Annotated in this window: 23 protein-coding genes; 10 read left to right on the top strand and 13 right to left on the bottom strand. The window is 62.5% G+C overall.

The genetic code is table 11. The annotated features are described in order from the left end of the window. Positions 1 to 42 precede the first annotated feature (42 nt). The 4 genes from RHIBR816_RS0124960 to RHIBR816_RS0124945 form a co-directional block, all read right to left on the bottom strand. Positions 43 to 2,178, bottom strand: a complete 2,136-nt coding sequence (locus RHIBR816_RS0124960; protein ID WP_018239338.1) for a sodium-translocating pyrophosphatase — start codon at positions 2,176 to 2,178, stop codon at positions 43 to 45. Between the two features lie 204 nt (positions 2,179 to 2,382). After that, entirely contained in the window at positions 2,383 to 3,612 is a 1,230-nt protein-coding gene (locus tag RHIBR816_RS0124955; RefSeq protein WP_018239337.1) for an MFS transporter, read from the bottom strand. A 6-nt stretch (positions 3,613 to 3,618) separates the two neighbouring features. Next, positions 3,619 to 4,101 (bottom strand): transcription antitermination factor NusB, encoded by a 483-nt coding sequence (nusB, locus tag RHIBR816_RS0124950; RefSeq protein ID WP_018239336.1) that lies wholly within the window; start codon positions 4,099 to 4,101, stop codon positions 3,619 to 3,621. Then, on the bottom strand, positions 4,098 to 4,559 hold the full coding sequence (locus tag RHIBR816_RS0124945; RefSeq protein ID WP_018239335.1) for a 6,7-dimethyl-8-ribityllumazine synthase: 462 nt from the start codon (positions 4,557 to 4,559) through the stop codon (positions 4,098 to 4,100). The genes nusB and RHIBR816_RS0124945 overlap by 4 nt, the downstream gene beginning before the upstream one ends. Before the next feature lie 246 nt (positions 4,560 to 4,805). Between RHIBR816_RS0124945 and RHIBR816_RS0124940 the strand changes: the two genes are divergently transcribed. From RHIBR816_RS0124940 to RHIBR816_RS0124930, 3 genes are all read left to right on the top strand, one after another. Next, positions 4,806 to 5,348 carry a cupin domain-containing protein gene (locus RHIBR816_RS0124940; protein ID WP_018239334.1) on the top strand — a complete coding sequence of 181 codons (543 nt, stop codon included), beginning with the start codon at positions 4,806 to 4,808 and terminating at the stop codon, positions 5,346 to 5,348. A 2-nt stretch (positions 5,349 to 5,350) separates the two neighbouring features. Continuing rightward, the gene (locus RHIBR816_RS0124935) at positions 5,351 to 5,887 is read left to right on the top strand and encodes a GNAT family N-acetyltransferase (protein WP_018239333.1); all 537 of its coding nucleotides are present in this window, start codon (positions 5,351 to 5,353) and stop codon (positions 5,885 to 5,887) included. A gap of 334 nt (positions 5,888 to 6,221) precedes the next feature. Beyond that, positions 6,222 to 6,572, top strand: coding sequence for a hypothetical protein (locus RHIBR816_RS0124930; protein ID WP_018239332.1), 351 nt, complete (start codon positions 6,222 to 6,224; stop codon positions 6,570 to 6,572). Between the two features lie 384 nt (positions 6,573 to 6,956). Here the strand turns inward: RHIBR816_RS0124930 and RHIBR816_RS0124925 are convergent, their stop codons facing one another. The 7 genes from RHIBR816_RS0124925 to RHIBR816_RS0124895 form a co-directional block, all read right to left on the bottom strand. Then, positions 6,957 to 7,577 carry a riboflavin synthase gene (locus tag RHIBR816_RS0124925; protein ID WP_018239331.1) on the bottom strand — a complete coding sequence of 207 codons (621 nt, stop codon included), beginning with the start codon at positions 7,575 to 7,577 and terminating at the stop codon, positions 6,957 to 6,959. Beyond that, positions 7,562 to 8,665, bottom strand: coding sequence for a bifunctional diaminohydroxyphosphoribosylaminopyrimidine deaminase/5-amino-6-(5-phosphoribosylamino)uracil reductase RibD (ribD, locus tag RHIBR816_RS0124920; protein ID WP_018239330.1), 1,104 nt, complete (start codon positions 8,663 to 8,665; stop codon positions 7,562 to 7,564). Before ribD ends, RHIBR816_RS0124925 begins: the two co-directional genes overlap by 16 nt. A gap of 17 nt (positions 8,666 to 8,682) precedes the next feature. Further along, positions 8,683 to 9,156, bottom strand: coding sequence for a transcriptional regulator NrdR (nrdR, locus tag RHIBR816_RS0124915; RefSeq protein WP_026187402.1), 474 nt, complete (start codon positions 9,154 to 9,156; stop codon positions 8,683 to 8,685). A 7-nt stretch (positions 9,157 to 9,163) separates the two neighbouring features. Further along, complete coding sequence (gene glyA / locus RHIBR816_RS0124910) at positions 9,164 to 10,459, bottom strand: serine hydroxymethyltransferase (protein WP_018239328.1); 1,296 nt, start codon at positions 10,457 to 10,459, stop codon at positions 9,164 to 9,166. A 183-nt stretch (positions 10,460 to 10,642) separates the two neighbouring features. After that, positions 10,643 to 11,971 (bottom strand): murein L,D-transpeptidase, encoded by a 1,329-nt coding sequence (locus RHIBR816_RS0124905; protein ID WP_018239327.1) that lies wholly within the window; start codon positions 11,969 to 11,971, stop codon positions 10,643 to 10,645. Positions 11,972 to 12,319: 348 nt separating this feature from the next. Further along, positions 12,320 to 12,832 carry a transcriptional regulator LdtR gene (gene ldtR, locus RHIBR816_RS0124900; RefSeq protein WP_018239326.1) on the bottom strand — a complete coding sequence of 171 codons (513 nt, stop codon included), beginning with the start codon at positions 12,830 to 12,832 and terminating at the stop codon, positions 12,320 to 12,322. A gap of 130 nt (positions 12,833 to 12,962) precedes the next feature. Beyond that, positions 12,963 to 13,400 (bottom strand): DUF6163 family protein, encoded by a 438-nt coding sequence (locus RHIBR816_RS0124895; protein WP_026187401.1) that lies wholly within the window; start codon positions 13,398 to 13,400, stop codon positions 12,963 to 12,965. Between the two features lie 183 nt (positions 13,401 to 13,583). Here RHIBR816_RS0124895 and hemB point away from each other — a divergent pair, with 183 nt between their 5' ends. The 4 genes from hemB (at position 13,584) to RHIBR816_RS0124875 (ending at position 17,026) form a co-directional block, all read left to right on the top strand. After that, entirely contained in the window at positions 13,584 to 14,597 is a 1,014-nt protein-coding gene (gene hemB, locus RHIBR816_RS0124890; RefSeq protein ID WP_026187400.1) for a porphobilinogen synthase, read from the top strand. A 77-nt stretch (positions 14,598 to 14,674) separates the two neighbouring features. After that, positions 14,675 to 15,139: an RDD family protein gene (locus RHIBR816_RS0124885; protein ID WP_018239323.1), complete on the top strand. Its 465-nt coding sequence runs from the start codon at positions 14,675 to 14,677 to the stop codon at positions 15,137 to 15,139. 189 nt (positions 15,140 to 15,328) lie between these two features. Next, complete coding sequence (locus RHIBR816_RS0124880) at positions 15,329 to 16,108, top strand: arginyltransferase (RefSeq protein ID WP_018239322.1); 780 nt, start codon at positions 15,329 to 15,331, stop codon at positions 16,106 to 16,108. 6 nt (positions 16,109 to 16,114) lie between these two features. Further along, a complete protein-coding gene (locus RHIBR816_RS0124875) occupies positions 16,115 to 17,026 on the top strand; it encodes a DMT family transporter (RefSeq protein ID WP_018239321.1) in 912 nt (303 codons plus the stop codon). 18 nt (positions 17,027 to 17,044) lie between these two features. On the opposite strand, the gene RHIBR816_RS0124870 is transcribed toward RHIBR816_RS0124875, so the two are convergent. Continuing rightward, a complete protein-coding gene (locus tag RHIBR816_RS0124870) occupies positions 17,045 to 17,368 on the bottom strand; it encodes a metalloregulator ArsR/SmtB family transcription factor (protein ID WP_018239320.1) in 324 nt (107 codons plus the stop codon). Between the two features lie 144 nt (positions 17,369 to 17,512). Beyond that, a complete protein-coding gene (gene parC, locus RHIBR816_RS0124865) occupies positions 17,513 to 19,789 on the bottom strand; it encodes a DNA topoisomerase IV subunit A (protein ID WP_018239319.1) in 2,277 nt (758 codons plus the stop codon). Positions 19,790 to 20,228: 439 nt separating this feature from the next. On the opposite strand from parC, the gene RHIBR816_RS0124860 reads away from it, so the two are divergent. From RHIBR816_RS0124860 to groL, 3 genes are all read left to right on the top strand, one after another. Beyond that, positions 20,229 to 21,422 (top strand): hypothetical protein, encoded by a 1,194-nt coding sequence (locus RHIBR816_RS0124860; protein ID WP_018239318.1) that lies wholly within the window; start codon positions 20,229 to 20,231, stop codon positions 21,420 to 21,422. Between the two features lie 396 nt (positions 21,423 to 21,818). Continuing rightward, a complete protein-coding gene (locus tag RHIBR816_RS0124855; RefSeq protein WP_018239317.1) occupies positions 21,819 to 22,037 on the top strand; it encodes a hypothetical protein in 219 nt (72 codons plus the stop codon). 111 nt (positions 22,038 to 22,148) lie between these two features. Continuing rightward, the gene (gene groL / locus RHIBR816_RS0124850; protein ID WP_018239316.1) at positions 22,149 to 23,777 is read left to right on the top strand and encodes a chaperonin GroEL; all 1,629 of its coding nucleotides are present in this window, start codon (positions 22,149 to 22,151) and stop codon (positions 23,775 to 23,777) included. Positions 23,778 to 23,918 lie beyond the last annotated feature (141 nt).

Below are 23,918 nucleotides of genomic sequence, written 5' to 3'. Positions count from 1 at the left end.
GGAACCGAGTTCCGCGGGCTTTTTCGTTGAAGGAAGGCGCCGTCAGGCGAGTACGGCGAGCAGCAACAGGGCCACGATATTGGTGATCTTGATTGCCGGATTGACGGCCGGACCGGCCGTATCCTTGTAGGGATCGCCGACCGTATCGCCAGTGACCGAAGCCTTGTGCGCCTCCGAGCCCTTCATGTGACGCATGCCGTTCTTGTCGACGAAACCGTCCTCGAAGCTCTTCTTCGCATTGTCCCAGGCACCGCCCCCGGAGGTCATCGAGACCGCCACGAACAGGCCGTTGACGATGACGCCGAGCAGCGAGGCGCCGAGTGCCGCGAAGGCCGAGGCCTTCGAGCCGGAAATCAGCAGCACGCCAAAATAGACGACGATCGGCGCCAGAACCGGCAAGAGCGAGGGAATGATCATCTCGCGGATCGCAGCCTTGGTCAGCATGTCGACGGCGCGGCCATAGTCCGGGCGGTCTTTGCCTTCCATGATGCCCGGCTTTTCCTTGAACTGACGGCGCACCTCCTCGACGACGGCGCCCCCTGCCCGTCCGACCGCGGTCATGGCGATGCCGCCGAAGAGATAGGGAATGAGACCGCCGAAGATCAGGCCGGCGACGACATAGGGGTTGGAGAGATCGAACGAGATCGTTCCGACGTCTGCGAAGTAGGGATGCTTGTCGCCATTCGCGGCGAAATAGGTGAGGTCGTTGGAATAGGCCGCGAAAAGCACCAGCGCGCCCAGCCCCGCGGAGCCGATCGCATAGCCCTTGGTGACGGCCTTCGTCGTGTTGCCCACCGCATCCAGAGCGTCGGTCGATTTGCGCACCTCGGGCGGAAGGTGCGACATCTCGGCAATGCCGCCGGCATTGTCGGTGACAGGGCCGAAGGCATCGAGCGCCACGATCATGCCGGCGAGGCCCAACATGGCGGTGACGGCGATCGCGGTGCCGAAAAGACCGGCGAGCTGGTAGGTCGTGATGATGCCGCCGACGATGACGATCGCCGGCAGGGCGGTCGATTCGAGCGACACGGCGAGGCCCTGGATAACGTTGGTACCGTGGCCGGTCACGGAGGCTTGCGCGATCGAGTTCACCGGCCGCTTGTTCGTGCCGGTATAGTATTCGGTGATCACGACGATCAGCGCTGTGACGACGAGGCCAATGATGCCGCAGGCGAACAGCGCCCAGCCGGTGACGTCCTGACCCGCAACGGTTCCGATCGAACCCCAGCCGATCGTCAACGACGTCGCTGCGCCGAGGCCGAGGACCGACAATGCGCCGGTTACGATCAGTCCTCGATAGAGCGCACCCATGATCGAGCCGTTGGTGCCGAGCTTGACGAAGAAGGTGCCGATGATCGAGGTGATGATGCAGGCCGCGCAGATCGCCAGCGGATAGACCATGATGGTCGCGAGTAACGGCGTACCAGCAAAGAAGATCGACGCGAGGACCATGGTCGCGACCACCGACACCGCATAGGTCTCGAAGAGATCCGCCGCCATGCCGGCGCAGTCGCCGACATTGTCGCCGACATTGTCGGCGATCGTTGCCGGATTGCGCGGATCGTCTTCCGGAATGCCCGCTTCCACCTTGCCGACGAGGTCACCGCCGACGTCGGCGCCCTTGGTAAAGATACCGCCGCCGAGACGGGCGAAGATCGAGATCAACGAGGCGCCGAAGCCCAGAGCGACAAGCGCATCGATGACTTCGCGCTCGGCCGGACCATGGCCGAGGCCGACGGTGAGTATGAAGTAGTAGACCGAGACGCCCAACAGCGCGAGGCCGGCCACCAGCAGGCCGGTGATCGCACCGGATTTGAACGCGATGTCGAGACCGGAGGCGAGGCTGACCGATGCGGCCTGGGCCGTGCGGACATTGGCCCTGACCGAAACATGCATGCCGATGAAGCCGGCCGCACCCGAAAGCACTGCGCCGATCAGAAATCCAACGGCGGCCGCACTCGAGAGCAGTCCCCATGCGGCGAAGAAGACGACGACACCGACGATGGCAATGGTAGTGTACTGACGCGTGAGGTAGGCCTGCGCCCCCTCTCTGATAAAACCTGCGATCTCTTGCATGCGGGCATTCCCCTGGTCGGCGGCCAGCACCGACTGTGTCGCCCAGATGGCATAGGCCACCGAAAGCAACCCGCATGCGATAACGCCCAAAAGTATGGTCATTTCGCACTTTCCTCCGTTAAAACCCGCGACCTCAACTCCCTGCCGCAGGCCCCTCTTTCCGCGAATCGCACACCACCTCCTCAAGCGGTATGCCCTCACGGCGCGGCCAGAGTGCGGTTGCGAAGATGGATCGTCAAGCCCCTGAAAATGCCGGGACACCAGGCCCGCAGGTGGCCAGGTTTTCTTGGGAAAGCGAGAGCGCCTTCAGGCTGCAACTCGCCTGCTTGCACGCATCAGGAGAAAGAGAAGCACGAGGCAAAGGCCCGTCACGGGCCAGATGACGGCATTGAGCATGTCCCAGCCGTAGGCAGCCAGAACCTTGCCGGAAGCGAAGGACGAGACGGCGACGGTAGAAAACAGCACCACATCGTGGAAGCCCTGGACCTTGTCCGCCTCATGCGGACGATAGCTCTGGGCGACGATTGCTGTCGCGCCTATGAAGCCGAAGTTCCAGCCGAGCCCCAGAAGAACGAGTGCGCCCCAGAAGTTCCACAGCGCCACGCCAAGATGGGCGACGGCGGCACAGACCATGAGCAGCAGGAGCCCACAGGCGACGATCCGCTCCGCGCCAAAGCGGCTTATCAGCCAGCCGGTGGCGAAGCTCGGAGCGAACATGGCAAGCACGTGCCACTGGATCCCGAGGGTCGCCAGATCGCTCGAAAAGCCGCAGCCGACGACCATGGCAACCGGCGCGCCTGTCATCATGAAGGTCATCAGCGCATAGGAGGAGATGCCGCAGACCATTCCGGTCAGAAAGCGCTGGCTGCCTACGATCTCGCGAAGCGGCCGGGCGGCGCCGCCCGCCTGCACGGACGATACGGTCGCGGCTTGCGGCAGCCGCAAGGGCACAAAGAAGAAAAGGGCGCAGAGGCAGACCGGAATAAGAGCGACGAAAGCGCCGGCGAACCAGACCGGTGCGAAGTAGTCGCCGGCGAAGATCACGATCTGGGGGCCAAGAACCGCCGAAACGATGCCGCCGCCGAGTATCCAGGAAATCGCCTTCGCCTTGTAGAAGGAAGGCGATGCATCCGCGGCGGCGAAACGCAACTTCTGGGTAAAGCCGTTCGAGGAGCCGAGAATGGCGAGGCCGGCGGCAAACAGCCAGAAACTCTCGCGGAACAAAGCCGCGGCGGCAACAATGCCGCCTATCGCGGCAATCACCGCGCCGACCATGAAGGCAAAGCGCCGTTCGAGCGTTCGCGACAGGACCGCCACCAGGATAACGCCAAGCGCCATGCCTACATTGAAGGCAGTCAAGGGCGCGGTCGCGAGCGACTTGTCGCCTCCGAGTAGTTGATGGCCAGCAACGCCGCCGACCGCGAAGCTGATCGGCCCGACCACGCCGAGCAGCGCCTGGGCGACCGTCAGCAGAAGGACGTTGCGGCGGGCCTCGCGAAGAACCGTTCCGATGTCTTCCGCGGTCGCAGCAACCATCAGCAGCTATTTCCGCCCTTCGCCGCGGATCTGTTTGGCGATCCGATCGAGAACGGCGTTGACGAGCTTCGGCTCCTCGTCCTCGAAGAAGGCCTTGGCAATCTCGACATATTCGGTAACGATCACCGGAACCGGTACATCCTTGCGCTCCAGCAGCTCGAAAGTGCCGGCGCGCAGGATGGCACGGACGGTGGAATCGAGCCGCGAAAGCGCCCAATCGTCCTGAAGCGCCGATCCGATCAAGGGGTCGAGCTTACGCTGGTCGCGCACGACACCGGAGACGATCGAGCGAAACCAGGAGGCATCCGCCTTGAGATAGGTCTCGCCGTCAAGTTCCTGGCCAAGGCGATGCGACTCGAATTCGGCAACGATCTCGAGCACGCCGGTTCCGCCGATTTCCATCTGGTAGAGCGCCTGAACGGCCGCAAGGCGCGCAGCACCGCGCTGGTTGACCTGCTTCAGCGGCTGATCCGAGGGGGTGTTCGTCACTGTTCTTTACTCAGCTTGTTCTTCAGTTCGATCATGGTCAGCGCGGCGCGCGCGGCAAAGCCGCCCTTGTCGCCTTCCGACCTGCGGGCACGCGCCCACGCCTGTTCTTCATTTTCCACCGTCAGGATGCCGTTGCCGAGCGCCAGGCTCTCGCTGACGGCAAGATCCATCAGGGCGCGCGCAGACTCGTTGGCGACGATATCGAAATGATAGGTTTCGCCGCGGATGACCATGCCAAGCGCAACGAAGCCGTCATACTCGGTGCCACCTTCGTCGGCGCCGTCGAGCGCCATGGCGATAGCCGCGGGGATCTCCAGTGCGCCCGGAACCGTGACAATATCATAGGTCGCGCCGGCTGCGTCGAGCGCATGTTTCGCTCCGTCGAGCATTGCATCCGCCATATCGTCATAGAAGCGCGCTTCCACAATCAGGATGCGGACGGCCTTGCTCTTCGCCATGGATCACCTGTCTTGAAATCATCGGCCGGGCTTGGCCCGCGCAGGCGGCGGTCAAACCACGGCCGGCGCAGAATGGCAAGCAAATTCCTCCATGCGAGGGCCATTTGCCGCGTCATATCCCGATCCGCCTCGCCCGAAGCCGGCTCCGGCGTATACTCACCTTAAAACCTCAAGTATATTGCAGCCGATTCTGCAAGGCGAAGCTGTTCGCTCTGCCGGAGGGCCGCCACGGCCGGGAGGAAAGCCATGACGGAAGTTCGCAAGCCGATCGTCAGTCTCAATGAACTTGGGCTCAACCACTGGCAGAGGGGCTCGTTCTTCGAATCGCGAGACGCCTCGTTCGGCGCGCTCCTTGGCCTGAAGGACCTCGGCGTCAGCTACGGCGAAGTTCCACCCGGTAAGTCCGGCTGCCCCTTTCACAACCATCATGTCGAGGAAGAATTGTTCGTCATTCTCGAGGGCGAGGGCACGTACCGTTTCGGTGGCGAACGCTATGCTGTCGGGCCTGGCGACGTGCTCGGCGCACCGGCAGGCGGGTCTGAAACGGCACATCACCTGATCAACACGGGAACGCTGCCGCTCAAATATCTGTCCATATCGACGATGGCGGCGACGGAGATCTGCGAGTATCCCGATTCCGGCAAGTTCCTTGCAAGAACCCGGCGGGCCGGCGCCCCCCAGGCCTCGTTCGACTTCATCGGCCGGGCTCGATCGACGACGGACTATTGGGACGGCGAGCCGGGAGCTCAGGATCCAATTCCACTTCCCCCATCTACGCACCCGGAGTGAAAATGCAGCGTGTGCCCGTGATCGAGACCGAGCGGCTTCTATTGCGCCCTTACCGGCGCGACGATTTTGCCTCCTACAGTGTGCTCTTTGGCGACGAGGAGGTGACGCGTTACGCGGGCGGCGTTCCCTACACGCGTGAACAATCCTGGACGCGCTTTTTGCGCCAGGTGGGAATGTGGCACTATTTCGGCTTCGGCTTCTTTGCGCTCCAGGAGAAGGAGGGCGGTGCGTTCATCGGTGAAGCCGGCTTTCACGACCCCCACCGCCAGATTACGCCATCGCTCGAGGGAACGATGGAGATGGGCTGGGCACTCTCGCCAAAGAGTCATGGCCGCGGCCTTGCGTCGGAGGCCGTCTCCGCCGCACTCGCCTGGGGCGACCGCGAGTTTCCCTCGCTTCGAAAGACGTGCATCATCGAACCGGGCAACGAGGCGTCGATCCGGGTCGCACTGAAGCACGGCTTCCGGGAGTTCTGGCGCACGACCTATCACGGCAGACCGATGATCATGTTCGAACGCCGGCTGACGAGCGCCGTCTGACTTGACGCCGGCCGCGAGGCGTTGCGATTTTTCCGGCCGCCTCGCGGGTCGCGAACATGAACAATTATTAATTATTTTTCAGCGACTTACGCCATGGAAACGGCCACATTCCGGCCCAGTTTCGTGACCGTTGGCACGGCGCGGCACCCGACAACAAAGGGAAAACGCCGCCTCAACCAGTCGAAACAGTCCAGCACTCCTCGCTGCGGATGACCCCACCCGCAAACGGCACGTGCTGGCCATGCGGAGCTCGTCAGGACGGCTCGGCAATTGCAACGGGTCATGCGTTCAATTGCCGGTCCGGGCAGCAGCCGCAAAGCAAAGGAGCATGACAATGAACCGCATTGCGACTTTTTCCGTCATCGCCGCCCTCTCCACATTGAGCTTCGGCGGCATCACCTATGCCACCGACGCCAAGATGAACTGGCCGAGCCACATCGACCAAAGCGTTCGTGCTTTCAAGGGCGACAATGTCAGGGTCGTCGACGTCGATACGTTGAAGCAGGAGAACCAAACCCGGATGTGGATCGATGAGGCATCGGCAGAGCAACGCGCCGCCCTGCTTGCCGCCGTCGAAGCCAACAAGCCGCTGGCTACCAAGCTGAAGGCGCAAAACGTCGAGATGAACAACATCGCCGGCGCCGAGGAGGCCGCCGACGGCGGCCTGACGATCTACGTACGCTAGAGCAATTCCAGGAAAAGTGTACAACGGTTTTCCGTCCGGAATTGCGCAATTTCAAAGAGTTGGATCATTTCACCGTTTCAATGAAACGATGAAATGATCTAAACGAGCACCCGACAGAGCAGGCTAGGCAAGCATGTCCGGTTCTTGCCTGTGCCCGGCTCTGTGAATGATCCCGGGTCGTCTTCGGCCCGGGATCGTCCGTGGACCGGCGCGCCTAGCGCATCGGCCCGAAAATCGGACCCGATTTTCGGAAAGCTCGATGCGTAGATTCAAAGACTTACAGCGACCTTTGTGCGTCCTAAAGGACGCACGGCGCTGTAACGTGCGAGAAACGGTCGTGCGAAAGCCTGTCCAAAGTGGGCAGCGTGGCCTCGTTCGCGAAGATCATTCCGCCTTGGAGACGGGAAACTCCGCAAGCCGGGCCGCATAGCGCGCCATCGTATCGACCTCGAAATTGACGAAATCGCCGACCTGGCGTTCACCCCAGGTGGTGACCTCGAGCGAATGACGGATCAACAGCACGTCGAACTCGGTGCCGTCGACCTTGTTGACGGTAAGCGACGTGCCGTCGAGCGCCACCGAGCCCTTCGGCGCGACGAAACGGGCGAGATGTTCCGGAGCCCTCAGCCGGAAGCGCACGGCGTCGCCTTCCGGCTCGACCGCGAGGATTTCCGCCTGCCCGTCCACATGGCCGGAGACGATGTGGCCGCCGAGTTCATCGCCGATCTTCAGCGAACGCTCGAGATTGATGCGTGTCCCCTCCTGCCAGCCGGAAATGCTCGTCAGCCGCAAGGCCTCCTCCCAGGCCTCGACCTCGAACCAGCGCTCGTTGCTGCCCGGCTCCGGTAGGTTCGTCACGGTCAGGCACACGCCGGCATGCGCAATCGATGCCCCCATGTCGATCGTCGTCGGGTCATAGCTGGTGGCGACGCGAAGCTTGATGCCTTCCTTGAGCGCCGTAACCTTCTCCACGGTACCGATATCGGTAATTATGCCTGTGAACATCCGGTATCTCTTTCGTAATCTTCGAAAATATCGTCGCCGTAGCGAGCGCTGCGCTTGAGCGAGAACCCCGCCGGGATTGTCGTCCGATGAAATGGAGATCGAATGCCGTCTTCGCCAATGGTGATCGGCCCCGTATAGAGCAGAATTCGATCGACGAGTCCGGCATCGAGGAACTCGCGCGCCGCCCGCGCCCCACCTTCGACCAGAAGCGAGGAGATGCTGCGCGAGGCAAGTGCGTTCAGCAGATCGGAGATGGTCTCGGCGTTCAACACTTCGACGCCGGCGGCTTCCAGCGCGCGGCGCCGCGCCTCTGCGACCGGACCGAGCACCGGATCGGCAACGCAGATCAATGGAACCGCATGGGCTGAATGAACAAGCCTCGACTTGACCGCCAGATCGAGGCGTCGATCAAGTACGATGCGGATCGGCGAACGCTTTTCAAGCCCCGGCAGCCGCACGGTGAGCTCCGGGTCGTCGGCGTTTGCCGTACCGACACCGACGAGAATCGCATCCGTCTCCGCACGCAATACCTGGACCTGGGCGCGTGAGACCGGACCCGTGATCCGGACCTGCCCCTCCCCCTTTCGGCCGATCATACCGTCGGCGGAAACGGCGAGCTTGAGGGTGACGTGCGGCCGCTTCATGCGCTGGCGCAGGAGATAGGCCTCGAGCGCCCGTTCGCCCTCCTGCCGAAGGACACCGATATCGACTTCAATGCCGGCGTCGCGCAGCATCACTACCCCTTGGCCGGCGACGCGCTCGTCGGGGTCGAGAATAGAGACGACGACGCGGGCGACACCCGAGGCAATCAGCGCATTCGCGCAGGGCGGCGTTCTGCCATGATGCGAACAGGGTTCGAGGGTGACATAAGCCGTCGCTCCCCTCGCCTTTGCGCCGGCATCGGCAAGCGCCTGCGTTTCGGCATGGGGGCGTCCGCCGGGCGCCGTCAGGGCCCGGCCGACGATCGTTCCATCCTTGACGATGAGGCAGCCGACCGAAGGGTTAGTGGATGTCTGACCAAGATTGCGACGCGCGAGACGCAGCGCCGCCGCCATGAATCTCTCGTCCTCATGCGTCGGCCCGCCCATGCGCTCCTCCGCTGGACCTATTCGTTGGGATCGCGCGCGATCTTGGCGCTGATCTCGGCAATGACCTTCTCGAAATCCTCGGCGTGGGAGAAATCCCGGTAGACGGAGGCGTAGCGGACGAAGGCGACGTCATCGAGGCTTTTCAGGGCCTCGAGCACCTGGAGACCGATTTCTTCCGAGGGTATCTCGGTTTCGCCGGAGCTTTCGAGACGGCGGACGATGCCGGATACCGCCCGCTCGATACGGTCGCGATCGACCGGGCGCTTGCGCAGCGCGATCTCGAAGGATCGCAACAGCTTGTCCCGGTCGAAAGGCACCTTCCGACCGGTCTTCTTGATGATCATCAGCTCACGCAGCTGCACCCGCTCGAAGGTCGTGAACCGGCCGCCGCAATCGGGGCAGATGCGGCGGCGGCGAATGGCGTTCCCGTCCTCTGCCGGACGGGAATCCTTCACCTGGCTGTCTTCGGAACTGCAATAGGGGCAGCGCATGCAACGATCACATGTAGCCGTACATCGGGAAGCGGTCGGTGAGTTTCACCACCTTTTCGCGAACGGCAGCTTCGACGGCCGCATTGCCCTCGTCGGAGTTTGCGGCCTTGAGACCGTCAAGCACCTCGACGATCAATTCGCCGATCTCCTTGAATTCCGCCTCCTTGAAGCCGCGCGTCGTGCCGGCCGGCGCGCCAAGGCGAACGCCCGAGGTGACGAAGGGCTTTTCCGGATCGAAGGGGATGCCGTTCTTGTTGCAGGTGATGTAGCCGCGGCCGAGCGCCGCCTCGGCACGCTTGCCCGTGGCATTCTTCTTGCGCAAGTCGACGAGCATCAGGTGGTTGTCGGTGCCGCCGGAAACGATGTCGAGGCCATTGGCCTTCAGCGTTTCGGCGAGCGTACGCGCATTTTTGACGATCTGGGCCGCATAGTCCTTGAAGGAAGGCTGCAGCGCTTCGCCGAACGCAACGGCCTTGGCCGCGATCACATGCATCAGCGGGCCGCCCTGCAGGCCCGGGAAGACGGCCGAGTTGATCTTCTTGGCGATGTCCTCGTCATTGGTGAGGATCATGCCGCCGCGCGGGCCGCGCAGCGACTTGTGCGTCGTGGTCGTCGCGACATGGCAATGCGGGAACGGCGAAGGATGCTGGCCGCCGGCGACGAGGCCGGCAATATGGGCCATGTCGACCATCAGCCAAGCGCCGATTTCGTCGGCGATCTCGCGGAAGCGCTTCCAGTCCCAGATGCGCGAATAGGCGGTGCCACCGGCAATGATCAGCTTCGGCTTGTGCGTGCGGGCCTTCTCCGCGACATCGTCCATGTCCAGCAGGTGATCGCCTTCGCGCACCCCGTAGGAAACGACGTTGAACCACTTGCCCGACATGTTCACCGGAGACCCGTGGGTCAGGTGACCGCCGGAATTGAGGTCGAGGCCCATGAAGGTATCGCCGGGCTGCAGGAGCGCCAGGAACACCGCCTGGTTCATCTGCGAACCCGAGTTCGGCTGCACGTTGGCGAAATTGACGCCGAAGAGCTTCTTGGCACGGTCGATCGCCAGTTCCTCGGCGATGTCTACATATTGGCAGCCGCCGTAGTAGCGCTTGCCCGGATAGCCCTCAGCATATTTGTTGGTCATGATCGAGCCCTGGGCCTCGAGCACGGCGCGGGAGACGATGTTCTCCGAGGCGATCAGTTCGATCTCATGGCGCTGGCGGCCCAGCTCCTTCTCGATCGCACCGAAGATTTCCGGGTCGCTGTCGGCGAGCGAGCGGGTGAAGAAGGCGTCATTGGTCTGTGGAAGCATGGGCGCGGGGCTCCTCTCAAGGGTGGCTGTTCCTTTAGCTTCCTCGCACGCGGAGAGCAATATCCGCTATGCGGTTTGCGCCATTTCCACGATCCGCCGCGCCCAAATATCGTGGCTGGCCAGTCACGAAAAAGCCGCGTATCGCTGGCGACACGCGGCCTTTCCCAAAAAACGCGGCTTTGCTTATTGCGGCAGAGCGTCGGCGTCGATGGCGCCGGGCGATTGCTCGATTCCGGTCGTCGTCTGCAGGGCGAGCTCCGCGGCCCCGTCGCGCTGATAGATATCGTCGCGGAACTGGACGACGCGGTCCTTTGCCGACCAGGCGGTAATATAGGTGAAGTAGACCGGCACCTCTTCGGCAAGCTTGATCGGCGTATTGACGCCCGACTTGATGGTCGACTCGATCTGCTGGCGCGACCAGCCTGGCGTCTCCTTGAGCAGCCAGGTGGAGAGGTCGCGGACGTTCTGGACGCGCACGCAGCCGGACGATTCAAAGCGCATCAACTTGTTGAACAAGCCCTGCTGCGGCGTGTCGTGCATGTACACCGAATGTTCGTTGTGGAAGTTGATCTTCGTCGAGGACATCGCGTTGATCTTGCCGGGATCCTGGCGGAACATCAGGTTGGGCGCCTTTTCGGCATTCCAGTCGACCGTCTCAGGCGACACTTCGTTGCCGCTTCCGTCGAAGAGGCGGATGGCGTTACGCTCGAGATAGGTCGGATCCTTGCGCATCAGCGGCATGATGTCCTTCTGGACGATCGAGCGCGGCGCGGTCCAATAGGGATTGATGATGACCTCATAGATCTTCGAATTGAGGATCGGCGACTGGCGGTCGATCTTGCCGACGACGGCGGCGTGACGCAGTACGACGCGACCATTTTCGACCGCCTCGATATAGGCCGCGGGAATGTTGACCATGACATAGCGGCGACCGAGATCGCCCGACATGGACTGAAGCCGCACGAGATTGGTCTCGAGCTGCGCCAGCCGCGTCGCGGCGTCGACGTTCAGCGCCTTCATCGTATATTCGCCGATCACGCCGTCCGCCGGCAGGCCGTGGCGCGCCTGGAAGCGCTTGACCGCACCGTCGACATAGGAATCGAACGAAGAGGAAATACCGGCGGACTGCGGCAGGTCGCCGGAGACCATCAGACGCTGACGCAGCTGCTGCACGGAGGAGTCGGTGACGCCAAGCTCAAGCCTGACTCCGGTCTGCGGAACCTGAGGCCAGCCGCCGGCGGCAACGATCTGCTGATAGTCGAAGATCGCCTGCTGCACATGGCCGATCGTCTGCGGGCCGAAAACCGGCGTGTTGGAGAGAACTGCCGTTGCCGTGCGCGAGGCCTTTGCATCGAACTGGTCATCCCAGGAGCCGCGGCGCGGCGAATTGATGAGCTCGCCCAGAGCATCCTGGGCAGCGGCGGCGCCTGCCCATGCGGCGGCACCCAGCGTTGCCGCCGAACGCAGAAACGCACGGCGCGAGAAAGCATCAATTCCGTTCTTTTTCGACATAGTCCCTACCATCTCAAAGCGCGATACGCGCTGCCCGACCCCTAGCACGAACGTGGTTAACAAAGGTAAACCCCGCATGCCGACCGGCTCTCGAACTGCTTTCATGATGGTGCGAGCGAGAGCCATTCCGGCAGGCCGGCCGCGAAACGAATCGCCGCCACAGACGCAATCGCGCACCTGCCGCATGCTAGCGTCGCTGTCACAGCAATATGGCCAATTCGTGTCTCGGCACCGGCGAGCGAGGCGGGAGCAAGCGTTGACACGACAACCCGATCGAGAAAAGCCAGCAAGGGCCGGACACGCAGGGATTGCGCCCGACCCTTGAAACTGGAGGTGATCATGCCTCGATCAGAGGCGATACATGATGCTGTCGTTCCAGAAGCGGTCGAGGCGCTGCAGGAGCTTGTTCATCTGGGTGAATTCATCCGAACCGATGCCGCCGACCTTGTGGATCGAGCCGACATGGCGCTCGTAGAGCCTGGCGACGGTCTCGGCAATCTCCTGGCCATCTTCCGTCAGGCTGATGCGGACCGAGCGACGGTCGATGCGGGAGCGCTGATGGTTGATGAGGCCAAGATCGACGAGTTTCTTGACGTTGTAGGAGACGTTCGAGCCGAGGTAGTAACCACGGGAGCGAAGTTCGCCGGCGGTCAGTTCGGAGTTGCCGATGTTGAAGAGCAAGAGCGCCTGGACGGCATTGACGTCGCTGCGGCCCTGCCGGTCGAACTCGTCCTTGATGACGTCGAGCAGACGGCGATGCAGACGCTCGACGAGGTGAAGGGATTCCATATAGAGACCACGGATCGTCTCTTCCTGCGGGTCCCGGGGCGCAGCTACCTGCGGCTTCATCTTGGTGTTCATTTTCGTGCCTCACTGTTTCGTTTGGCGGTGTTTCTTTGTCTTCCCGCCTTGAGTGAGACCCTATCGAATACGTATAAAATTCTACTTAAACCGCAGCCTTAACATGTACTTACCATCCGCCGAGACTGTCTCAGGGTGAATCAACCCTTACCTGCCGCGCCTGGCGCCAGCGCTGCCAGAAGAGCGCCGCACGAAAGAGAATGAAGGTGACGGCGACCGATCCATGGAGCGCGAGGATCAGCGGCCGGTCGCCGAGCATGCCCGGATAGAGCTCGTGCATGGCGGACTCGATCGCGGCCGCAAGCACCCATATGACCGGCCCCCAGGAGACCAGCAACCAGAGCCCTATGGCGGCGACCGGATAGAGGACGGCAAGCGCGGTTGCGGCGGCGCGCCACTCCGGCGCCAGCAGATCGAATCGGCCGGCGCCGCCGTGCGAGAAACCGATCAGCATCGCCCAGTAGTTCAGTGCGAACCAGAAGCAGGAGGCCGAGACGAGGCGCAGGAACCAGCCGAACAGCACTTCGACGAGCGATGGCTTCGGCACATGAGCAGAATCGTGAAGCATGGCCGGCAAGATAGGCCGAGTGCCGGCAATCCACCAGCGCAAAGCAAAAGAGCGGGCCGGAACGGACAAGGACGAGAGCAAATGCCGCAGCCTCGCGCCTTCGCAACGCAGTTTTCAATCTGCCGAGGCGCGTGATAAACCGCCCTTGACCGGTGCATGTCAAAGAAGAAGGACGCGGGCGAGATGAACGACAGGACAAATCTTGTGGACAGGATCACCGGGCACCGCCGCATGCGCCGCAACCGCAAGGCGGACTGGACGCGCCGCCTGGTGCAGGAGAACCGCCTGACGGTGGACGACCTGATCTGGCCGATCTTCATCGTACCGGGCAGCGGCATCGTCCAGCCGATCGAAGCGATGCCCGGCGTCAACCGCATGAGCATCGACAAGGCCGTTGAAGCGGTCAAGGAGGCGGCCGACCTCGGCATTCCCGCCGTTGCCACCTTCCCGAATATCGAGATGGCGCTCCGCGACGAGACCGGTTCGAACAGCCTTGCTGCCGACAATCTCATCAACCAGGCGACGCGGGCGATCAGGAAGGCGGTTCCGAACATCGGCGTCATCACCGACGTGGCGCTCGATCCGTTCACCAGCCACGGCCATGACGGCATCCTGCGCGACGGCCAGATCGTCAACGACGAAACGGTCGAAGCGGTGGCGCGCGCGGCGGTGATCCAGGCGGATGCCGGGTCCGACATCATCGCGCCTTCCGAGATGATGGACGGACGGATCGGCGCGATCCGCGAGGCGCTCGATGCGGCCGGTCACCAGAATGTCGGCATCATGTCCTACGCGACCAAGTTCGCCTCCGCCTTCTACGGGCCCTATCGCGAGGCGATCGGCACCGGCGGCCTGCTGAAGGGCGACAAGAAGACCTACTACATCGATCCGGCCAACGGCACCGAGGCGATCCGCGACGCCGCACTCGACGTCGAAGAAGGCGCCGACATGCTGATGGTCAAACCCGGCCTACCCTATCTCGACATCTGCTGGCGAATGAAGGAAGCCTTCGGTCTGCCGGTCTTCGCCTACCAGGTCTCGGGCGAATACACGCAGATCAAGGCGGCGGCTGCGAACGGTTGGATCGACGGTGAGCGCGTCATGCTCGAGACGCTGCTTGCCTTCAAGCGGGCCGGCTGCGACGGCATCCTCAGCTATTTCGCCGTCGAGGTAGCGAGGATCCTGGCAAAGCGATGAGCAGCCGGTCGGAATAGGAAACGCATTGTTTTGTCGGATTCGTTCCCCATATGTGATCGAAACGGTACGAGGCTGAGATGAGCATGCACAACCAAGAAGTCCGACTTCCGAGCCAGGACTGGCGCGCTTACCAGGGTGTTCTGTCGCGCCGGGTGTTTGCCTTCATAATCGACTATGTGATCATCGCTCTGCTGTGGATTCCGGCAGCGGTCGTCGTGTTCTTTCTGGGCATCCTGACGCTCGGCCTCGGTTTCCTTCTCTATCCGGTGCTCTTCGCACTGGTGGCGATGCTGTATTTCGGGCTGACGGTCGGCGGCCGCGAGCAGGCCTCGCCGGGGATGAGAATCATGGGCCTGGCGATCGCGCGGACGGATGGCCGGCCGATGGATTTCCTGACGGCGATCGTCCATCTGGCGATCTTCTGGATCGCGAATGCGCTGCTCACCCCGCTCATCCTGCTGATCGGGCTGTTCACAGACCGCGGCAGACTGCTGCACGATCTTCTGATCGGCACTGTCACCGTGCGGCGCGACATGTATTGACGGGTACCTGCCGTCCGGAATAGCCGCTCGTCTCGTCCTGGATGAGACCCCACTCAGGCCGGAAGCGTCGGTTTCCATGAAAAATTGCCTGATTTTGCTCGCTCCTCGCTGAACGAGTGTGTTGACGTTTTCCATTCTTCGGCCATCCTAATACATGAGTAACCTCGCAAAGAGTGATCCCCGCGCTCGATGAACACGCAGACCACATCGTCTCCGCAATTCTACCTGACCGCGCCGGCAGCCTGTCCATACCTGCCGAACGAGATGGAACGGAAAGTCTTCACGCACATGGTGGGCGAGCGCGCGCCCGAACTGAACGATCTTCTGACCCAGGGCGGCTTTCGCCGTTCGCAGAACATCGCCTATCGCCCGGCATGCGAGAGCTGTCGTGCCTGCATCTCGGTGCGCATCCTGGCCAACGAATTCGCGCCCACGCGCTCGATGCGTCGTGTGCTCGCGGCAAACCGGGACGTGGCCTCTACCGAATATCCCGCCGAACCATCGAGCGAGCAGTACAACCTCTTTCGCCGCTACCTGGATTGCCGGCACCAGAGGGGCGGCATGTCGGACATGTCGGTTCTCGACTACGCAATGATGGTCGAGGACACCCACGTCCACACCAAGATCATCGAATACCGGTTGAGGGCCGAAGGCGACGGGATCAGCGAGAAGGCCAAAGGCCCCCTGATCGCTACGGCACTGACCGACCGGATGGGCGACGGGCTGTCGATGGTCTATTCGTTCTTCGATCCGGGCCTGGCAAACCGCTCGCTTGGCACGTTCATGATCCTCGACCATATCCGCCGGGCGAAGGAACGTGGCCTGCCCCACGTCTATCTGGGCTATTGGGTGAAAGGGTCCAGCAAAATGGGGTATAAAACAAAGTTTTTGCCGCAGGAGCACCTTATGGCCCGCGGTTGGGAGCGTTATGCTGGCGGGCAAGACTTTCCCGAAACCGCCACGGATTGACGACGATTGACCCCCTCCTCTGATGCCGCCCGTCACCGGCGCGGCCTTGCCATTACGGGCCTCGGCGGCCTGGCGCTTTCCTTCGACATCCCGCTGATCCGTTCCGCAGACGGCGAAGTATGGTCGATTCTCGCTGTGCGCAGCCTGTCGACCTTCGCGGTGGCGATCACCGCCTGGATCTTCATCAATCGCATCTTGGGCCGCCGCATTGCCCTGATCCCCGGCAAGGCCGGGCTGATCGCCGGCCTTTTCTACGGCGTCAATTCCTTCACCTTCCTGCTCGCGGTGTTCAACACATCGACGGCGAACGTTGTCTTCATCCTCGCCTTCACCTCGATGTTCGCGGCAATCCTTTCCTGGATCTTCCTGAAGGAGCGGCCTTCAAACGCCACGTTGCTGACGATGACGATCATGCTCCTCGGCGTCGGCGTAATCGTGCAGGACGGGCTCGAAAGCGGACACCTCTTTGGCGATGCGATGGCGGCCTGCTCCGCCTTCCTGTTGGCGAGCGCCATCACCATCAGCCGCGCCGACGGCAGGGACATGGCGCTGGTGCCGCTGACGACGGCAATCTTCCCGGCGCTGGCGGCCCTCACGCTTTTGCCGCCCGACGGAATTGCCATTGCCGAACCGGGCTACATTCTCTTCAACGGGCTGGTGATGATCCCTATCGCCTACTTCTGCCTAGCGACGGGACCGCGTTACCTCTCGGCACCGGAAGTCGGAATGTTTTACCTGCTCGAGACGATTCTGGCGCCGATCTGGGTGTGGATCGTCTTTTCCGAGACGCCTACCCTCCAGACGCTTATTGGCGGCGCCATCCTGATCGTCGCCCTGCTCGGTCACTCGCTCTGGCAGATGCGCTACAAGGCGGCGAAGGCGCAGCTTCCCTGCGCGGAGTTGCCGTTTACCGGGTGACGGCGATTTGCCTGCCGATCATTGCGGGTTGGCCGGAGCCGGTCCCGTCTCCTCGATCTGCGAGCGCATTGCCCAAAGCTCGCGATTGGTATTGATCCATTCCGCCGCAACCTCCAGCGGGCCCGGATCGGCGGCGATAAACTCTGCATCATCCTGGCGCCGGCGGGCAATCAGCCCCGCCGCCTCCAGCATGTCGATGTGATTCGACAGTTCGTCCTGTTCGGCGCCGACGGCGGTGGCGACGTCCGTGACGGAGGCTTCACCGGCAAACAGGACTTCGAATATACGGCGGCGCGTGGGATCGGCGAGCGCCAGCAAAGTATCGTCAAGGGCCGAGATCATCGCGTTCCTCTTTCCGGCGCATCATTCGTCAAATCGCGGCCGATTTAAGGAAACATCGAAGAGTTGCGGCGGCGGCTGGAAAAGACGCAGGAGCTGTGGATAACCCCGCGCCAATGACCGATCAGCAGAGCCAGGCCCCGGCAATCAGCCACTGAACCTGCCGCTCCGCGGGAAGCCCTTCGGCACGCTGCGACCGGCGCCGGCGCGGTCGCCTAGCCACTCGATCAACTCGTCCCTGATCTTGGTGAAGACGCGACCGGCGCTGTCTTCCCAGGTCAAGCCGTCTGCCATGGTAAAGCAGCGGATGTCGGAAACGCCGCCGTCCTTGTAGCGCTGCAGGCGCACGCCCTTGCCGCGCGCCATCTCCGGTATCTGCGCCAACGGGAAGACCAGCATCTTGCGATTATCGCCGACGACGGCAACGTGATCGCCCTTGACCGGGACGACGAGCTTTGCCTCGTCCGGCATCACGACGTTCATCACCTGCTTGCCCTTGCGGGTATTGGCGACGATGTCACTCTCGGTGACGACGAAACCGTTGCCTGCAGCCGACGAGACAATGAGTTTGCGCGCCGGGTCGTGGACGAGCGCCGTCAGCACGTCCTGGTCGTTTTCCATATCGACCATGATGCGCAGCGGCTCGCCGTGGCCGCGCCCGCCCGGCAGCTTGTCGCCGCCGAGCGTATAGACCTTGCCGCCGGTCGTGAAGATCAAGATCTTGTCGGTCGTCTGCGCCGGGAACGCCACCTTCAGCGCATCGCCGTCCTTGAACTGCAGCGAAGACGTGTCGGAAATGTGCCCCTTCAAGGCGCGGATCCAGCCCTTTTCCGAAATGACGACGGTGATCGGCTCCTTCTCGATCATCGCCTGCTGGATCGCCTCGATATCGGCGTCCGGCGCGTCCGCGAAGGTGCTACGGCGCTTGCCGAGTTCGGTCGCCTTGGCGAACTTCTTCTTCACTTCGCCGATTTCCCAGGCGACCGCCTGCCATTGCTTCTCGTCCGAGGCGAGCAGCGCCTCGATCTCGGCCTTTTCCTTCGACAGCGCCTCGAACTCGGTCCGAATCTCGAACTCCTCGAGCTTGCGCAGCGAGCGAAGGCGCATGTTGAGGATCGCTTCGGCCTGAACGTCGGTCAGCGAGAATCGCTCGATCATCACCGCCTTCGGCTCATCCTCCTCGCGGATGATGCGGATGACCTCATCGATGTTGAGATAGGCGATGAGGTAGCCGCCGAGGATCTCGAGCCGCCGGTCGATCGCGGCAAGCCGGTGGCGGGAGCGCCGCTGCAATACCTCGCGGCGATGCGCCAGCCACTCGCTCAGCACCTCGTTGAGCGCCATGACGCGCGGCACGCGGCCCATCGACAGCACGTTCATGTTGAGCGGAATTCGGCTTTCGAGCTCGGTCAGCTTGAACAGCGATTCCATCAGGATATTGGCATCGACCGAACGGCTCTTCGGCACGAGCACGACGCGGACGTCTTCCGCCGATTCGTCGCGAATGTCTTCGAGCAGCGGCAATTTGCGCGCTATCAGGAGCTCGGCGATCTTTTCGATCAGCCGCGACTTCTGGACCTGATAGGGAATTTCCGTGACGACGATCTGGTAACCGCCGCGCCCCAGGTCCTCGACACTCCAGCGGGCGCGGACGCGGAAGCCGCCGCGGCCGGTGCGGTAGGATTCGAGCATGCTGGCGCGGCTTTCGACGATAATGCCGCCTGTCGGGAAATCCGGCCCCTCGATGCCGCCACGCTGCGGATTGGCTGGATCGAAGAGCAGTTCCTCGACCGTCGCCTTTGGATGGCGGATCAGATAGAGGGCCGCATCGCAAAGCTCATGCGCATTGTGCGGCGGAATGGATGTCGCCATGCCGACCGCGATGCCCGACGCGCCGTTGGCGAGAAGGTTCGGAAAGGCGCCGGGGAGGACGACCGGCTCCTGATCCTCCTCATTGTAGGTCGGTCGGAAATCGACGGCGTCCTGGTCGATGCCCTCCAAAAGGAGGGCCGCGACCTCGGTCATTTTCGCTTCGGTGTAACGATAGGCGGCGGCGTTGTCGCCGTCGATGTTGCCGAAGTTGCCCTGCCCGTCGACGACCGGGTAGCGCTGCGAGAAATCCTGAGCGAGACGCACCAGTGCATCGTAAACGGACTGGTCGCCGTGCGGGTGGAATTTACCGATGACGTCGCCGACGATACGGGCGCATTTCTTGAACGAAGAATTGGGCCGCAGGCCCATTTCGCTCATCGCGTGGATGATGCGGCGATGGACCGGCTTCAATCCGTCGCGGACATCCGGCAGCGCGCGATGCATGATGGTCGACAGCGCATAGGCGAGATAGCGCTCTTCCAGCGCCGCCTTGAGGTCAACCGGCTGAATGTTGTCGTCCCCGCCAGAAGGCGGCAAAAGGCTTTGTCCCATGCGTCCTTGCTACCGCAACCGACCCGCCACGGCAAGAATCCGAGCCAATCCCACTGTGGAGAACGCGCCTCAGGCGCTTGCCTATACCTCGGGTTGCAGTCATCGATTGGCCGGAGGTAATCTTCCGGAAAGCATGATCCGCGGGGAACAGGCATCCTGCCGCGTCGCGATATAAATCTGCCCCGTTTCGTATTAGGGTCGATCCGTGCTGATTTGGGCGATCGTGAACTGGGGGTTTGAGTGCAAGCGAAGACATTCGGTCGAGACGACCGGTTGCACCGGGGCGGAGCGCGTCGGACGCACCGACTGTTGCGTCCCCGCGCCCGACGCTTGGCACCATGCCCAATGATTGACGCATTCCGCCAAGATCGCCGAGACTGACAACAAACGACCTCGCAGACAGCTCCACACTCAATTCTACTCTCAAAGGAACTCCGCAATGATGCACAAGCGCAAGACCCGTCTGATGATGGCCAGCGCCGCCCTCTTCACGCTTGCCAGCCCGGCCTTCGCGCTCGATGGCGCGGACGTGATAAAGAAACTCAGCGCCGCACTCGAAGTCAACGGCACCTCGATTGCCTTCGACAAGGCGGAGGCAGACGGCGACGTGGTGACGGTCACCGGCGTCAAGCTGCAAGTGGCGGCGACGCCCGGCGAATCCGTGAACATAGGCGAGATGACGTTGGAGGGCGTCGAGGAGACCGACGACGGCGGCTACCTTGCCGAAACGGTTTCCTTCCCCGACGTCGATGTGTCCGAGAAGGAGGACAGCGTCTCCGTCAAGGACATTGCGATCGGCGGCCTCTCCATCCCCGGCAATGCCGCCGGCGGCACGATCGACGACATACTGCTCTACGAGTCGTTCGGCACCGGGCCGATAGCGGTCAAGGTCAAAGGCAAGGACGTCTTCAAGCTCGCGAGCATCGAGAGCAGCCTGACACGCCAGGAAAACGATGCCGGATTCGACTTCGATGCGACGCTGGCTGGCCTGAATGCGGACCTGTCGGATGTCGAGGACGCCAAGGCGAAGGAAGCGATCGAGAAACTCGGACTGACGCAGCTCGACGGCCAGGTGACGATGAAAGGCAGTTGGGAAATCGCAAGCGGCAACGTCGCCGTCGATGAATATGCCTTCGACTTCAACAATGTCGGACGGCTGAACATCGCCATGGATTTCTCCGGCTACACGCTCCAGTTCCTGAAGGCGCTGCAGGAGGCGAACAAGGCCGCACAGGCCAACCCGAATAAGGAAGAGGCCAACCAGGCGATGGGCCTCGCCATGCTCGGCCTCATGCAGCAACTGACGTTCAACAGCGCTTCGATCCGCTTCGACGACGCCTCGATCACCAAGAAGGCGCTCGACTATGCCGGCAGCCAGCAGGGTGTCAGCGGCGAACAAATGGCGCAGTCGCTGAAGGGCCTGCTGCCGATCATGATGGCGCAATTGAACCTGCCGGAGCTACAGAACCAGGTGTCGGCCGCGGTCAACGCCTATCTCGACGCGCCGAAGAGCCTGACCATCAGCGCTGAACCGGAAAAGCCCGTGCCGTTCCCGATGATCATGGGGGCCGCAATGGGTGCGCCGAACACCATCCCCTCGGTTCTCGGCGTCAAGGTGACGGCAAACGACTGACATTCGCGAAAGCGTCACGGCCCGCCCTGATGCGGCGGGCCGCAGGGTTCAAGCCCGGCGGGTCACCGCCGGGCTTTTTTTCATCGCGCTGATCGAGAGACTTTCGACCATTCTGTTGGCTCAAGCGGAGCGGAATGTTTGCTCGGCTGGCGCGCGTCGTAGCCAACGCATACCGCCAAGCCAGCCGAGCAAACAGGCCGCCCGCTTCAGCCAACCCGAAGGGCCGGGCATCTTTCCGCCAGGACAGAGGCTCCGGCAGAATGGTTCAATTTAACCAGGAAAGGCTCGATGTTGCGATGTGGCGCTTGATGCTCGCAGGCGCCGGCCTATCTATTTCGACATGGTTTGCAGGCAGTTTGTGCATTCCCGACCGAAGAAGCGCGGAAGGAGGACGCAATGGGACTGAAGCATTCGGATATCACCGCCATTCTCGGCCCGGTCGATGAGACCCTGATGGCCGAGCTTCTGGCGACGGGCGCGACCGCGAGCGAGCTTGCCGAAGCGATTGCCTGGGTCAACAACGACGAGGCGCTGATCGGCGAGGGCCGCCATCTTCCGGCCGGCCGGGTTGCGGCGCTGATCGACATTCTGACACCCGACGTCGAAGAGGAATGACTGCGTCGCTTCCGCCGCCGGATCGGGAAGCCGGTGGCAAGGGTTGAACCGCCAGTCTGGCCGCCGGCCGGACGAATGAGTAACTGATTAATCGTGTTGAGGGAGAGATACATGGCTGCCAAAGACGTCAAGTTCAACACCGATGCGCGTGACCGGATGCTGCGCGGGGTCGACATAATGGCCAACGCGGTCCGGGTCACCCTCGGGCCCAAGGGAAGGAACGTTGTCATCGACCGGTCATTCGGCGCGCCGCGGATCACGAAGGACGGCGTCTCCGTCGCCAAGGAGATCGAGCTCGAGGACAAGTTCGAGAATATGGGAGCGCAGATGCTCCGGGAGGTCGCCTCGAGGACGAGCGAAGTTGCCGGCGACGGCACGACGACCGCGACGGTGCTGGCGCAGGCGATCGTCCGGGAAGGCGCAAAGGCCGTCGCCTCCGGCATGAATCCGATGGACCTGAAGCGAGGCATCGACCTGGCGGTCGAATCGCTCGTCACCGAACTGAAGGGCAAGGCGCGCCAGGTTTCCAAGAATGAGGAGATCGCCCAGGTTGCGACGATCTCGGCCAATGGAGACGCGGAAATCGGCCGCTATCTTGCCGAGGCGATGGAGAAGGTCGGCAATGAGGGCGTCATCACCGTCGAGGAGGCCAAGACCGCCGAGATCGAACTCGAGGTCGTCGAGGGCATGCAATTCGATCGCGGCTATCTCTCGCCCTATTTCATCACCAATCAGGACAAGATGCGGGCGGAGCTGGAGGATGTCTACATCCTGATCCATGAGAAGAAGCTCTCCAACCTGCAGGCGATGATCCCTATCCTCGAAGCGGTGATCCAGGCCGGCAAGCCGTTGCTGATCATCGCCGAAGACGTCGAGGGGGAAGCCCTTGCAACGCTCGTCGTCAACAAGCTGCGCGGTGGGCTGAAGATCGCCGCGGTGAAAGCGCCTGGCTTCGGCGACCGGCGCAAGGCCATGCTCGAGGATATCGCCATCCTGACCGGCGGCACAGTCGTTTCCGAAGACCTCGGCATCAAGCTCGAAAACGTGACGATGGAAAGCCTCGGACGCGCAAAGCGCGTCATGGTGGAGAAAGACGCAACCACCCTCGTCGGCGGCGGCGGCACGAAAGCGGACATCAGCGGCCGCGTCGCCCAGATCAAGGCGCAAATCGACGAAACGACATCGGACTACGACCGGGAGAAGCTGCAGGAGCGGCTCGCCAAGCTCGGCGGCGGCGTTGCGGTGATCCGCGTCGGCGGATCGACGGAAGTGGAGGTCAAGGAGAAGAAGGACCGCGTCGACGATGCGCTGCATGCGACGCGGGCCGCGGTCGAGGAAGGCATCGTGCCGGGTGGCGGCGTCGCATTGCTGCGTATCGTCAAGGCGCTCGAAAAGGTGCCGACGGCCAATGACGACCAGCGCGTCGGCGTCGAGATCGTCCGCCGCGCCATCGAGGCGCCGGTGCGCCAGATTGCCGAGAACGCCGGCGCCGAGGGATCGATCATCGTCGGACGGCTGCGCGAGAAAACCGACTTCTCCTATGGCTGGAATGCCCAGACGGGCGACTTCGGCGACCTCTTCGCGATGGGCGTCATCGACCCGGCCAAGGTCGTGCGCGCCGCGCTGCAGGACGCAGCCTCCGTCGCCGGCCTATTGGTGACGACGGAAGCGATGATCGCCGAAAAGCCGAAGAAAGAGGGCCAGATGCCGATGCCTCCAGCACCGGGCATGGATTTCTGACACATCGGTCCGAAAATCGGTCCGATTTTCGGAAAGCTCGAGACTCAAAGACTTAGGTCCTGTTGACAAAGTGTCGCTGGACCTTTCCTCGCGGACATTTTCGGTTGAGATTGCACGCAAGCGGCACACGGTGCGACGAGG

The sequence above is a fragment of the Ensifer sp. BR816 genome (assembly GCF_000378985.1).
In the GTDB taxonomy this organism is placed as follows: Bacteria; Pseudomonadota; Alphaproteobacteria; order Rhizobiales; family Rhizobiaceae; genus Sinorhizobium.
Note: the sequence above shows the minus strand (reverse complement) of the source record. Positions and strands in the feature narration are given on the sequence as shown.

Coding starts and splice junctions, on each gene's coding strand:
- RHIBR816_RS0124935 (WP_018239333.1), top strand. CDS start 5,351: ATGCAGCGTGTGCCCGTGATCGAGACCGAGCGGCTTCTATTGCGCCCT.
- RHIBR816_RS0124940 (WP_018239334.1), top strand. CDS start 4,806: ATGACGGAAGTTCGCAAGCCGATCGTCAGTCTCAATGAACTTGGGCTC.
- RHIBR816_RS0124860 (WP_018239318.1), top strand. CDS start 20,229: ATGATGCACAAGCGCAAGACCCGTCTGATGATGGCCAGCGCCGCCCTC.
- RHIBR816_RS0124880 (WP_018239322.1), top strand. CDS start 15,329: ATGAACACGCAGACCACATCGTCTCCGCAATTCTACCTGACCGCGCCG.
- hemB (WP_026187400.1), top strand. CDS start 13,584: ATGAACGACAGGACAAATCTTGTGGACAGGATCACCGGGCACCGCCGC.
- RHIBR816_RS0124930 (WP_018239332.1), top strand. CDS start 6,222: ATGAACCGCATTGCGACTTTTTCCGTCATCGCCGCCCTCTCCACATTG.
- nrdR (WP_026187402.1), bottom strand. CDS start 9,156: ATGCGCTGCCCCTATTGCAGTTCCGAAGACAGCCAGGTGAAGGATTCC.
- RHIBR816_RS0124855 (WP_018239317.1), top strand. CDS start 21,819: ATGGGACTGAAGCATTCGGATATCACCGCCATTCTCGGCCCGGTCGAT.
- glyA (WP_018239328.1), bottom strand. CDS start 10,459: ATGCTTCCACAGACCAATGACGCCTTCTTCACCCGCTCGCTCGCCGAC.
- RHIBR816_RS0124895 (WP_026187401.1), bottom strand. CDS start 13,400: ATGCTTCACGATTCTGCTCATGTGCCGAAGCCATCGCTCGTCGAAGTG.
- RHIBR816_RS0124945 (WP_018239335.1), bottom strand. CDS start 4,559: ATGGCGAAGAGCAAGGCCGTCCGCATCCTGATTGTGGAAGCGCGCTTC.
- RHIBR816_RS0124960 (WP_018239338.1), bottom strand. CDS start 2,178: ATGACCATACTTTTGGGCGTTATCGCATGCGGGTTGCTTTCGGTGGCC.
- ldtR (WP_018239326.1), bottom strand. CDS start 12,832: ATGAACACCAAGATGAAGCCGCAGGTAGCTGCGCCCCGGGACCCGCAG.
- RHIBR816_RS0124955 (WP_018239337.1), bottom strand. CDS start 3,612: ATGGTTGCTGCGACCGCGGAAGACATCGGAACGGTTCTTCGCGAGGCC.
- RHIBR816_RS0124885 (WP_018239323.1), top strand. CDS start 14,675: ATGAGCATGCACAACCAAGAAGTCCGACTTCCGAGCCAGGACTGGCGC.
- RHIBR816_RS0124925 (WP_018239331.1), bottom strand. CDS start 7,577: ATGTTCACAGGCATAATTACCGATATCGGTACCGTGGAGAAGGTTACG.
- RHIBR816_RS0124905 (WP_018239327.1), bottom strand. CDS start 11,971: ATGTCGAAAAAGAACGGAATTGATGCTTTCTCGCGCCGTGCGTTTCTG.
- groL (WP_018239316.1), top strand. CDS start 22,149: ATGGCTGCCAAAGACGTCAAGTTCAACACCGATGCGCGTGACCGGATG.
- parC (WP_018239319.1), bottom strand. CDS start 19,789: ATGGGACAAAGCCTTTTGCCGCCTTCTGGCGGGGACGACAACATTCAG.
- ribD (WP_018239330.1), bottom strand. CDS start 8,665: ATGGGCGGGCCGACGCATGAGGACGAGAGATTCATGGCGGCGGCGCTG.
- RHIBR816_RS0124870 (WP_018239320.1), bottom strand. CDS start 17,368: ATGATCTCGGCCCTTGACGATACTTTGCTGGCGCTCGCCGATCCCACG.